A 12,595-nucleotide genomic window follows, 5' to 3' on the forward strand; every position below is an offset into this window, starting at 1 on the left:
ACTTGCAATCGTTTGCTCACAACTTATGCCATTCTAGCAAAAAAGTGTGATATGCAGCAAACGTTAAAAGGCGAGATTCACATCTCGCCTTTCTAAATCAATTATGCTTTAGCACGCTCTTCAAGCATTGCTACTGCAGGAAGTACTTTACCTTCAACGAATTCAAGGAAAGCGCCACCGCCAGTAGAGATGTAAGAAACGTCAGCTTTGATACCGAACTTGTCGATAGCTGCTAGCGTGTCACCACCACCTGCTACAGAGAAACCTGCAGATTCAGCGATTGCTTTAGAGATACCAGCAGTACCCGCTTCGAAGTTCTTGAATTCGAATACGCCTACAGGGCCGTTCCAAAGGATAGTTTTCGCGTTGCCGATGATTTCAGCTAGTGCTGCAGTTGAATCTGGGCCAAGGTCGAAGATCATGTCGTCGTCTTGAACTTCAGAAACGTGCTTGATTTCAGCTTCTGCGTTTTCGTCGAATGCTTTCGCACATGCAACGTCAGTCGCTACTGGGATAGCACACTCTTTCATTAGCTTCTGAGCCGTTTCAACTAGGTCTGCTTCGTATAGAGACTTACCTACGTTGTGGCCTTCAGCAGCGATGAATGTGTTCGCGATACCACCACCAACAACAAGTTGGTCAGCGATTTTAGATAGCGACTCAAGAACGGTTAGTTTAGTAGAAACTTTAGAACCACCAACGATAGCCACTAGCGGACGCTCTGGGTTGTCCATTGCTTTGCCAAGAGCTTCAAGCTCAGCAGCAAGAAGAGGGCCAGCACATGCTACAGGAGCGTAAGTACCAACACCGTGTGTAGAAGCTTGAGCACGGTGAGCTGTACCGAATGCATCCATTACGAAGATGTCACATAGTGCAGCGTATTGCTTAGAAAGTGCTTCTTCGTTTTTCTTCTCGCCTTTGTTAAATCGAACGTTTTCAAGAACAACGAGTTCACCAGCGTTTAGATCTAGGCCGTTAACGTAATCCTTCGCTAGCTTAACGTCGCAGTCTAGTGCGTCGTTTAGGTAGTTAACTACAGGTGCTAGAGAGAACTCTTCGTTGTATTCGCCTTCAGTAGGACGACCAAGGTGAGAAGTAACCATAACTTTTGCGCCAGCTTCTAGGCAAAGTTTGATAGTTGGTAGAGATGCAAGGATGCGTGCATCTGAAGTTACTTTACCGTCTTTTACTGGTACGTTTAGGTCAGCACGAATAAATACGCGTTTACCTGCAAGTTCCAGGTCAGTCATCTTGATCACAGACATGTTTTGTCCTCTCAAATTTAAATAAATATAAAGTTTTGGAAACTCAGCAACCCTGCTAAGCCTATAAATTATTCAACTGGTAATTTTTAACTACTCATAATATGTGGATACTTTGTATTTATTTCAAGCTAAAAAATAAATAATCCACACATTTGCTTCTAGGTCTTACTTCTTGCCTTCAGAAGCTTGCATTGCAAGAACCGTATCCAGCATTCGGTTCGCAAAGCCCCATTCATTGTCACACCAAACCAGCATTTTCACTAAGGTGCCATTGCTCACTCGTGTTTGCGAACCATCAACGATTGCGCTATGGGGATCGTGATTAAAGTCAATGGAAACGAGCGGCGCTTCAGTATAGTCAACTATATTGTGTAATGTACACTGGGATGCATTAACAATGGTTTGATTTACGTCATTAACTTTCACATTTGTATTAATTGTGACACTTAAATCCATCGCGGTTACGTTTACCGTCGGCACACGCACAGATATCGCTTCGAACTTGTTAGAAAATTTCGGGAAGATTCTTTCAATACCTTTATGCAGTTTGGTATCGACAGGAATGATGGATTGGCTCGCCGCTCGAGTACGGCGAAGATCGCTGTGGTACGCATCGATCACTTGTTGATCATTCATTGAAGAGTGAATAGTCGTGATGGTACCGGACTCGATGCCAAAGGCGTCATCAAGAACCTTAATGATAGGGACAATACAGTTAGTGGTGCATGAACCATTGGAAACGATTCGGTGGTCAGCTTCGATAGTATCGTGATTTACACCATAGATAATGGTGTTATCGAGGTCGCTAGCACCTGGATGTGAAAACAACACTTTCTTCGCGCCAGCAGCGATGTGCGCAAGGCCGTCATCTCGGCAGCCGTAAACACCAGTACAATCGAGAACAATATCGACTTCAAGATCACGCCAAGGCAACAGTTCAATATCAGCCAGATGTAAGATACGAATGGTATCAAACTCGCCTTTATCTTCAGCACCAATGCCATGATGAACATAGATGTGCTCTTGATCGTTAGAGATTTTCTTGCCGAAGCGGCCATGACTGGTGTCGTACTGCAATAGGTGAGCCATAGCGTCAGGCTGAGCAAGCTCATTGACAGCTACTACTTTGATTTGTTGGCTTTTGCCACTTTCATAGACAGCGCGCAATACATTACGCCCTATTCGTCCAAATCCATTTATCGCGACTTTTAGCATAGTTCCGTACATCTAACCAAAATTTCGTGTCACAGATGATAACTGAATCCTATTCAAAGCGCATTAATTGAATACTAAAGCTGCCATAAGCACATAACTTTAGATACAAATAAACGCCACCAACCATAGCGTTGATAGCGTTATTATTTATGTATCAGAGACTATAACTTATTGTCGTCAGCTTTATCGGAAGTAGCCCGCACTTTTAACTTGGGTTAGCAGATAACGCACTTGATGACTCAGCAGTACCTTCATTCATAAGCTCAGCCACAAATTGTGCTCTTGAGCCCAAAATAATTTGCAAGCCATTTGAACCTACTTTTATAACTCCCATTGCACCTAGGTCTTTGATTCCTTGCTCATTCACAAGTGCCTGATCTTTAATCTGTAAACGTAACCTCGTAATACATGCACCTATAGAAGTAATGTTAGCAGCACCGCCAATCAAGGTTGTGATTTCACTAGCTAAATCTTCATTATCCAAAGTGATCGCCTTACTTTGAGTATCCTCACGCCCAACGGTTTTTAAATTAAACTTTCTAATCGCAAAACGGAAAACAGTGTAGTAAATCGCAGCCATAGTCAGTCCCCAAAGAATCACATTGATCCAGTTGGTCTTAAAACCATCCATAGCAGGAAGCACCCCAAATGAAACAAAATCAATAATACCCGCAGAGAAGGTTTTTCCTATGTGGACATCCAACGCATAAGTTACGGCATAAGATACCCCTGCCATAATAGCAGAAAACACATAAAGCAAAGGCGCTACAAAGATAAATGCAAATTCAACAGGCTCTGTAATACCGGTAACAAAAGAGGTGAGAGCGGCAGATCCCAAAATACCCGCTGCTATTTTTTTATTTTTGTCATTCGCTTCATGATACATAGCTAAACATGCAGCAGGGAAAGCAAACATGTAGATAGCAAAATTACCCGATAGGAATTTGCCAGCTTCTTGGTATTCACTGGTTGAGAACGTTTTTACTCCATCTTCAAGCATTTTAAACCAAATAGTATGATCGCCATTTACAATGGTACCCGCGGTAGTTGTGTACTCACCGAAAGAAAACCAATAAGGGCTATAAAAAATATGATGGAGACCAACTGGAATTAAAGCGCGCTCCATAAATCCGTAGATGAACGTTGAGACGTACATGTTTCCGCCATTCGCCATATGTGATAGCGCATCAATACCAGATTGAATATATGACCAAATATGGGGTAACACTAAACCAATTAAAAACGCAGAAAATGCAGTCACAATAGGTACAAAGCGTTTTCCGGCAAAGAAACCAAGGAAATCAGGCAGCTTAGTATCATAAAAACGTTGATACATAACGGCTGCGAGGATACCGGCTATGAGTCCGCCAAAGACACCTGTTTGCAATGAAGGAATACCCATCACCATTGCATAACGGCCACCTCCCATCGCCATCTCAGGTGTAATGCCGAGCGCCACCCCCATTGTCGCATTCATCACGACCATGGCGACAATCGCGGCTAAAGCGGCAATCCCTGACTCCTTAGTCAAACCAACCGCTGCTCCTACCGCAAACAGTAAGGCTAAGTTATCAAATATAACACCACCAGCACGCATCATTAGGGGAATGTCGAGCTTAGCACCGAAGGCAAGTAATAACCCCGCTGCGGGTAATATAGATATGGGCAACATCAATGCTTTACCAATTAAGGAAAGCTTAGATAAGCCGCTTTTAAAACTATCTAGCATAATAAAGTCCTTTAATATCGTTAGAATACCAATGAACTTTATCAAGCTAATTGAATCTCAAGGTTACAAATAGCAAGTAGTTTGTAACCCGATTTTTACAAACTAAATATCAACAGAAAAAAGGCACCTTTAGGTGCCCTTGTTTTGTAATCATTATTAGTTAATTAGCTAAACGACAGTAATCTGAACCATCACAATCAATATGTGACCTTATGCTACCGTAACTCTTTGGATCCCAAACATATAACACCTCTCGTACATTCGACGTCAGTGGGTCAATATACCCTTGGTCATATTGAGTTACGTAGTATTTTTTAACTTATTAAGTTTAATCGTCTCAGTAGTTCCTGGCTCTAGCGGAATATCATGAAATTCTTCACTTATTGAATTGAGAGGTAATCTATCTTCTATCTCTTAATGCTTCAACTTCAATGTCAGATTCTTGTGGGTTTGCATCTGTATAAGGTTGGTCTTGACCAAACATTATTTTTCATTTAGCTTCATTACCTAACTTATAAGCTGCTGTAATAACCGCTTCTTTTGTCATAAAATGATCAATATGAGTTCCATTAGCTATAGGGACTAATAGCGTACAGTTGTCAGATTTTAAAATTGTAGTGAAATTATCAACCATACTATTAAAAGTCTTTATTTCTGATTGTCGAAAATTTTTAAACGTTCCTCCAGGACCTCCCCCTGCGGTTTGATCACCTACGTACTTTCGCAATGGAGCATCATAGTACCCATAGCTACGAAATTTAAATTTATCCCAACTAGTAAAAAGATCGGTTAATGCATCATAGTCTTCACTATAACGATTTTTTGTAATCGTCAAAACTCGTTCATTTGTTAATACGTCATGATGGTTTGTTGAATAGTTAGAAGCACCAAACATCACATCGACAATTATCTCATCATTTTCATTAGCCAAATTCAAACTAGATATATATCCAGAGAAAACCAATAATGCATCATCATGATGTGGACTAACGATCCTATATTATTCAGCCATAGCCGGTACAGAAATAATTAAAGAGGTAAAAGTAGCTATTATGGGGAGTGATTTCATAATCTAATTTCCATTATTTTATATTTAAACCTTCATCAATATTATTCTCCTTACAAAACTCTAGGTTTTATTTTGTAATTTATTTGTAAGTAAAAATTTATAAAAGATATAAAATAACAATATCTAAATAACTTTATCACGAGAATTTTATAGGCCTTAACTATCGAAATATTTCATTATTAATGGCATTAAGGTGACCGATAAGGGTTTTAGACGTTATCGATGAATCAATAAAATAACGATAAAGTTCATTCGAAACTGCATTCTGAATTACGGGGTTAACAGCCATTGAATCGGTCAAGCTTGGCATTGCCGAACCATTCCGACTCGCTCGTATATAGTCATCATAAGATTTCTGTTGGCACCGCGATAAGTCATCAATAGGAATATTAGTTTGTGCTGGTATTGAGCCCTTTTTTTTACTGAACTCTAAAAGAAACTTAGGGGCAGATAGCGCGGCCATAATTGAGGTTATATTCTGATCTTCATTTGAACGAGTGGAAAAAAAGGCTAGGCTATCTACATTGTAGATAAACCCATTTTCTGTAGAAGGAAATGGGCTACATTGAATGTAGTCAGGAATGCTAGAGCCTGAGCTTAGCATTTCTCCTAGAGCCCAATCACCTGTAAATTGAAATGCGAATTCCCCTTTGAGTAGTGCTTTCGTTCCTTGATCCCAACTTATTTTTGATAAGTCATTTCCAACAATATTCGCGAGAGATCGAAAGCGATCTAGTGCTTCTAGTGTTTCTGGGCTGTTCAAAGCTTCAGGGGCTAAATCAACAAAAGCCTGGCGATAATAGTGAGCACCACCGACTCCGAATGCAATATTTTCGAAAATTTGAACGACTTGCCAAGGCTCTTCCCCCAAAGCAAGTGGCGTAATGCCTTTGTTTTTTAGTACATTCAATACTAGCAATAATGAATCCCAATCATTAGGGAGTGATAACTGGTGTTTAGCTAATACCTCTTTGTTTACCCACATCCAGTTTAATCTATGAATATTGAGAGGGATGGCGACATAATTTCCATTGTATTTGTGAATGGCTTGAATATCACGGTACAGCGATTGATCCCACTGATTCAATTTAGCGACTTCATTCATGCCCATTAAGAACCCTAGTGCCGCCCACGACTGAATAGCAGGTCCTTCCATTTGCGCGATGTCTGGTGAATAGCCAGCAATCGCTCTTGCTTGAAGGATAGATTTAGCAGGCCCTCCTCCTCCTCCTGCAATTGGATCATTTTTTAGTGAAAAAGGCAGCAGGCGAAACCGGTCTTCAATCACCGACAATGCAGAATCTTCACCTTCTGCCGTCCACCAATGCAGCATCTCTACAGAGGGGTTAGATAATATAGGTTGTGTAACAAAAAGAGTGACTAAGAAGACCCATATTCTCATAAACTGCTTACCAAAATAATGTCGACTTCTAGCCCTCCTTCTGGTGCATTAGATAATTTAATATCCCCTCCATGGCTCCTTGCGATACTTCGGGAAATCGCCAAGCCTAAACCGGATCCATCCACGCTTGAATAGCTACCTCTAAAGTAAGGTTCAAATACTTTTTCTAGTATGCTTTCGTCAATCCCTGTACCTGAATCTCGCAATACAATATGGATAGAGTCAGAGTTAACAAACATGCTGATATTCACGACATTCCCATACTTAATGCCATTATCCACTAAGTTAAAGAGGCAACGCTTAATTGCTAATGGTTTACCATAGAATTTAACATCTGGCATATCGATAAGGTTTACGCATAAGTTATCTTTGTTATGAATAGCCGCACATTGTTCAAAAATATCATTCATGTCTATCCACTCAAATTCTTCATGAATATCATTATCTCGCATGCACTGTAATGCTCCGTTTAACATCATCTCAATTTCATTCAAAAGTTTTTCAAATTTAAGCCTTGTCGTATTGTCGCTGAGCATTTCTGTACGAAGCTTTAAACAGGCTAAAGGTGTTTTTATGTCATGTGAAATGGCATTAAAGAACATATTTCGGTCACGTAAGTTCGCTTTAATGCGACGATTCATTTTATTGAAAGCATGGATCGCAGCTCTGGTTTCTGAACTGCCCTCTTCTTTGATTTCTTCAATCTGCATTTCCGAACCCATAAGCGTTGCGGAACGAGCAAGAGATCGAAAAGGACGAATCTCTTTTTGTAGCACAACGTATGAGACCCCCATGAGCATAAAAGTGACAATTAAAAGAAAGGTGATCTGGCGGCTATCTATAAAATTATCGGTCAAGCTATCGAAAGACAGCGGAATAACGGTCGCTAAATAGAGCCACTCATTATTTTCTAGTTGAACTTGAATAACAGCTATTGGGAGATCGAGTTTGCCTAACACTAAGCTGTAATCTTTCCACAATGCAGGCAGCTCATTCAGCTTGATACCTGAGTTGAACAATAGAAGATCGTCTCGCTTGGTCAAAGTGACATGTACTGAGTGTGACGTTTTAAGTTGTTGTTCTAAAAGATCTGATGCTTGCACCTGCATTTGAGGCACTAAAGAGTGATGACTAAGCGAAGGAACAGGAAGCCTATGATTATTCATGGAAATAAAGAATCGTGTTCCCCCAATATTTCGTAATTGATCGAGAACCAAATGACGATAATTGACTGGAAGCCCTGAAAAGTAATTTATAGTGTCCGAAGCTGCAGAGGCTATCGCAAACATAGCATGGCTCGCCGATTCTCGTTTAGATACAGAGGTCGTGGAAAACCAAGCTGCACCTGCCAGAACTTCAGCCATGACAATAACCAAGAACGTAGACAACGTAATACGTACGACCATTGACTGAAAGAAGTTTTTTTTCAACATTGAAGTCCATGAGAGTCGATCACAAGCATGTAGCCACGATGCCTCACCGTCATAATCGTATTTCTATCATCGTCCCTCAATTGCCTTCTCAACCGGCTAATTTGTACATCAATCCCTCTCTCTAGTGGCTCTGCATCCCTCCCCCAGAGTGCTTGTGCAATGTCATTACGACTTAATAATTGATTGGGAGAGTCAAGCATAAGGGTAAGCAAGTTATAATCGGCACTAGAAAGAGAGACTGCCTCACCATCTTCATGTTTCAATTGTCGTTTTAGGGTATCGAACGTCCAATCCATAAACTTTAATTTACGTTCATTTGTGCAGTGACTGAATGTTGAACGCCTGAGTAGAGCTTTGATTCTTGCCAATAGCTCACGAGGATTAAACGACTTGGTTATGTAATCATCAGCTCCAATTTCTAACCCCGCAATACGATCTGCATCATCAGTTACTGCGGTTAGCATAATGATAGGGACTTGAGATCGTAAGCGTAACTTTTGGCACAAAGTTAAACCATCATCCCCTGGTAGCATGATGTCTAAAATAATGAGATCTGGGGTGACAGTTTCTAGCTGTTTCCACATCGAGTTACCTTCAAGTGCAGTAACCACAGTGAAGCTTGAGCGTTCTAGATATTCGCTTAAAGCATCGAGAATTTCCTGATTATCATCCACAATCAAAATAATCTTATTAGCCATGAACCAACCTATGCCACTAAATGATTATCAATACATTTACTCACTTTATAATTAGTTTCAAGAGAGTTAGTAACAAAATGCGTCCAAAACCCTAAATGTAAGTTGTAAGTTACAAATAGGTTGCCCTTATCATCCGATAATTTAGGCCTTCACCTTTATGTGCACCTCCTTATAGTTTAATAAAAACAACATATTAGAATGCCGAACTGAGTAAAATGGGTATAAACCCTACCTTATGAATTTGATTAATACATAGATACTGTTCATATTATCTATGAGAGTGTCATTTTCTATTGGCTGTTTCTAACCTCGTTTTATCAACCAAAGGAAATGACTATGTCTGGATACCCAGCAGCTCACTTTTGTAAACAATGCGAACAAAAAACACCTCATCGTGAAGTGCTTGTAAGAAAGACCAGCAGCTACGATACGGATACTTCTCTTTTAGGTAGGATCAAATTAATGATTCATACTTTTATCAATGGCGGCAAATACTATGCCATGGACAGGTATGTCACGTGTAAAGTATGTGGTCATAAAGAGAAAGATAACTGGGGCAATGAATTTGAGTAATCATTACATATCTTCAGTTTGAACTAGTAAAAAGGCCGAGACAATGCTCAGCCTTACTACAACAATCATTAAAATGCGACGTCTAAACCTAACCAGTAGCGACGACCATCTTCGACATATCCGTATTCTTCGTAACTGATTTCCTCGTCCAGCAAGTTATAGATCGCACCTTTGATACGAGTGTTATCGGTTAACTGGTATGTCACACCGGCGTCCACAAAGGTATAAGCGGGCTCTACGGTACTGTTTCTCGATGGGCCCGTAACCGGATCCATTTCTTTACCTCGGTAAGTAACTTTAGCCCAACTCTCTAGGTCTACTGTTGTTTGCCAAGCCACATCAACGTTAAATAGATGCTTTGGTAACTGCTGTAACGGCATGCCTTTGTATTCACCTGTTTTTTGTTCGGAATCGGTAAATGTGTAGCTCGAGCTGATATAAATAGTTTCTGTTAACGGCGATGCTAAAGTCGCTTCAATACCTTGTGTGACTGCTTCATCCACGTTGATACGGTACGTAGGGTCTGCTCCCCATTGGTTTGGTCCATCAGTACAGATGGTATCTGGACAAACAACACGTGTGATTTTGTCTTTGAACTCATTATGGAATGCAGTCAAAGAGACATCTAAACCAGCGTCACCTTGATACAAGACGCTGATTTCTTTGTTTAGCGACGTTTCAGGATCAAGATCTGGGTTACCGTAAATATTACCGCCACCGCTGACTTGTGCCCAACCAGGAGTAATTTCACGTAATTGCGGAGAACGGAAACCGGTTGCCACACCACCTTTCACAGTCCAAGACGGGTCGACACGCCATACACCATAAACACGTGGGCTAAAGTGCGCGCCATAGCTTTCGTCATGATCTAGACGACCACCAAACGTAACGCTAAACGGATCGGCGACTCTCCATTCATCTTCAATGAAAACTGCCCACTGCGTATTCGATGTTTCGGTCTTCGATGACGCTTTATTGGAAGTAAAATCCTGAAGCTCCGCATGAGTGGCGTCCACACCGGTCGTCAGCGTATGGTTTCCAATACCAGTCACTAAGCTCGACTTGAACGTGGTATTGGTGATCATCATCTCACGAGATTTGTTTTCGCTCTCTTCACGTTGCAAGTAAGTATCTGATAGGCCAACCGAGTCCCAATCGCCGTTGTGACTCAGTGTGACGTAATTACGACTATATTCGTTGAGCGAATCCTCACAACCTCTTCGGCAACCCGTCGTGGGTACGGAGAGTCCAACGTTCCCACGACGACTTTGTGCCGATGTGCCCCCTTCTAGTTGCACAGAATGGCGGTCATTAACCTGGTAGGTCAGTTTTGACGAGATACTTTGCATATCTTTATCTTCATAACCGTATTCAATATCATCTTCTTCTCTTGCGGTATACTGACCGTATACTTGGAGAGATAGGTTTTCGGCTAGCGGCCCATTGACGAAGAAATTCGCGCTCTGTTCTCCGCCCGAGCGACTGTTGTCTTGCAAAACCGTGCCTAGCTGAACGTTACCCGTCCACTCCATCGCGTCTTTTCGTGTGATCACGTTAATCACACCACCAATCGCATCAGAGCCATAAAGCGTCGACATTGGGCCACGAATGACCTCAATTCTCTCAATCGCTTGAAGAGGGGGTAGCCAACCTTGTTCGATACCAGGGCCGTCACTATTTGGGCGAGTTTCACGCGTGCCTTGGCGCTTACCATCGACGAGTATCAAGGTGTATTTAGAACCCATACCACGAATACTGATGTCGGTAGTATCGCCACCACCAGTCACGACAACACCAGGCACACTTTTTAGTGCATCAGTAACATCACGATAATAACGCGAGTCCAACTCCTCACGCGAAATCACACTAATACTTGCAGGTGCGTCCGCTTGAGATTGTTCATAACTTGATGCAGTTACAACCACTGTTTCCATTCTAGAAACCGCATCATTGGCAAAAACATGAGGGACACTGACAAAGGCAAAAATACCAGTTGCAGTAATAACTGGCAGTCTAAGAGTAGACATCTACATCTCCATAATTGATAATGATTATTATTTTCAAACGCAAATTATTCACAAATAGAGTGAGATGCATAGTGATAGTTATGGAACGGTTCCTCCCATTTATGGAACCATACATAACTCAGTAAGGAATAAATGAAATATGCACGACTTAGCATCAATTCGAGCCTTTGATGCGCTCAATCAGCATAAGAGCTTGACCGCCGCTGCCAAAGCCCTTAACCAACCTAAATCAACGCTGAGTCGTCGCTTGGCACAATTAGAAGAAGATTTCGGTCAAGCTCTAACAGCAAGACAAGGCAACCGATTAGTTCTAACAAGAGCAGGAGAAATTTTTGCCCACTACAGTCGCCAGATTCTTGAGCTAAGTGAAGAGAGTTATGATGCGCTCCAAGGTTTAACGAACCAGGTCTCAGGGCCGCTGCATATTGTTTGTCACACAGCATTAGTTAGAAGTTGGCTAGGCGGTGTGCTCAATGGCTTTCTCGCCGGTAACCCTGACGTCAGGGTCCAACTCACCAGCGACTTTTCTGAAGCGCATCATGACCCAGATTTGTTCATCTGGCTCGGTGAGCGTAAGGATCTCGGTTGGCGCAAAGAAGTATTAGGCTCATTTCGTTACACGCCCTTTGCCTCTCCAGCTTATCTAGAACAACATGGTTCGCTCCAACACCCCAAAGAACTTGAAGCGCACCCTTGGATAGACTTTGGCTCGGTACAAGAAAACGGATTGATGCTCACGCACTCTCAACACGGTGAGTTCTTCTTAGAGCCATTTATTAGTCGCTTATACAGTGACAACATCGCCATGCAGATCGACAGCATCGCGAATGGTCATGGTATTGGGTTGCTGCCAACTTGGACTGCAAGCGGTTATGAGCAACATCACCCGGGTCGAATCACACCTTGCTTAGAAGGTTGGCTTTCGGAGCCCATATCCATTAACTGCTATACGCCAGCAGGAAGACCACCACTGCGCTTATCCGTACTTTTAGAGCGCATTTACCAAAGCATTCCACAAGGTTGGAAAACCTGACACAATTAAAAAAGGCCATCGCAATGATGGCCTTTCTAAATTTAGCATCTAACAGTCGTCCTTTACGTTCGACTGTTGGGGCAGTCTAGCAGTTACGCTAGCAGCTCTTTCGCTGTGTTTACTACGTTTTCAGTAGTGAAACCGAACATCT

Annotated in this window: 10 protein-coding genes; 2 read left to right on the forward strand and 8 right to left on the reverse strand. The window is 41.8% G+C overall.

Translation table 11 applies throughout. The annotated features are described in order from the left end of the window. Window positions 1–101: 101 nt before the first annotated feature. The 7 genes from ACED48_RS18070 to ACED48_RS18100 all read right to left on the reverse strand — a co-directional run bounded on the left by ACED48_RS18070 (window position 102) and on the right by ACED48_RS18100 (window position 8,811). Window positions 102–1,265, reverse strand: coding sequence for a phosphoglycerate kinase (locus tag ACED48_RS18070; protein ID WP_017056543.1), 1,164 nt, complete (start codon window positions 1,263–1,265; stop codon window positions 102–104). 165 nt (window positions 1,266–1,430) lie between these two features. Next, a complete protein-coding gene (gene epd, locus ACED48_RS18075; RefSeq protein ID WP_032547908.1) occupies window positions 1,431–2,480 on the reverse strand; it encodes an erythrose-4-phosphate dehydrogenase in 1,050 nt (349 codons plus the stop codon). Window positions 2,481–2,685: 205 nt separating this feature from the next. Continuing rightward, a complete protein-coding gene (locus tag ACED48_RS18080; RefSeq protein WP_017056541.1) occupies window positions 2,686–4,209 on the reverse strand; it encodes a PTS transporter subunit EIIC in 1,524 nt (507 codons plus the stop codon). Between the two features lie 490 nt (window positions 4,210–4,699). Next, window positions 4,700–5,203, reverse strand: coding sequence for a PIG-L family deacetylase (locus ACED48_RS18085; protein WP_084026572.1), 504 nt, complete (start codon window positions 5,201–5,203; stop codon window positions 4,700–4,702). 235 nt (window positions 5,204–5,438) lie between these two features. Continuing rightward, window positions 5,439–6,680, reverse strand: coding sequence for an ABC transporter substrate-binding protein (locus ACED48_RS18090; protein WP_017056539.1), 1,242 nt, complete (start codon window positions 6,678–6,680; stop codon window positions 5,439–5,441). After that, window positions 6,677–8,044 carry an ATP-binding protein gene (locus tag ACED48_RS18095; RefSeq protein ID WP_241811120.1) on the reverse strand — a complete coding sequence of 456 codons (1,368 nt, stop codon included), beginning with the start codon at window positions 8,042–8,044 and terminating at the stop codon, window positions 6,677–6,679. Before ACED48_RS18095 ends, ACED48_RS18090 begins: the two co-directional genes overlap by 4 nt. Window positions 8,045–8,106: 62 nt before the next feature. Further along, window positions 8,107–8,811 carry a response regulator gene (locus tag ACED48_RS18100; protein ID WP_017056537.1) on the reverse strand — a complete coding sequence of 235 codons (705 nt, stop codon included), beginning with the start codon at window positions 8,809–8,811 and terminating at the stop codon, window positions 8,107–8,109. A 336-nt stretch (window positions 8,812–9,147) separates the two neighbouring features. On the opposite strand from ACED48_RS18100, the gene ACED48_RS18105 reads away from it, so the two are divergent. Next, window positions 9,148–9,384 carry a hypothetical protein gene (locus ACED48_RS18105; protein ID WP_017056536.1) on the forward strand — a complete coding sequence of 79 codons (237 nt, stop codon included), beginning with the start codon at window positions 9,148–9,150 and terminating at the stop codon, window positions 9,382–9,384. Window positions 9,385–9,452: 68 nt separating this feature from the next. Here ACED48_RS18105 and ACED48_RS18110 read toward each other — a convergent pair whose 3' ends face one another. Beyond that, window positions 9,453–11,411 (reverse strand): ligand-gated channel protein, encoded by a 1,959-nt coding sequence (locus tag ACED48_RS18110; RefSeq protein ID WP_017056535.1) that lies wholly within the window; start codon window positions 11,409–11,411, stop codon window positions 9,453–9,455. 139 nt (window positions 11,412–11,550) lie between these two features. Between ACED48_RS18110 and ACED48_RS18115 the strand changes: the two genes are divergently transcribed. Then, complete coding sequence (locus ACED48_RS18115) at window positions 11,551–12,444, forward strand: LysR family transcriptional regulator (RefSeq protein ID WP_017056534.1); 894 nt, start codon at window positions 11,551–11,553, stop codon at window positions 12,442–12,444. Window positions 12,445–12,595 lie beyond the last annotated feature (151 nt).

Source organism: Vibrio sp. 5S239, from assembly GCF_041439575.1.
GTDB lineage: Bacteria > Pseudomonadota > Gammaproteobacteria > Enterobacterales > Vibrionaceae > Vibrio > Vibrio kanaloae.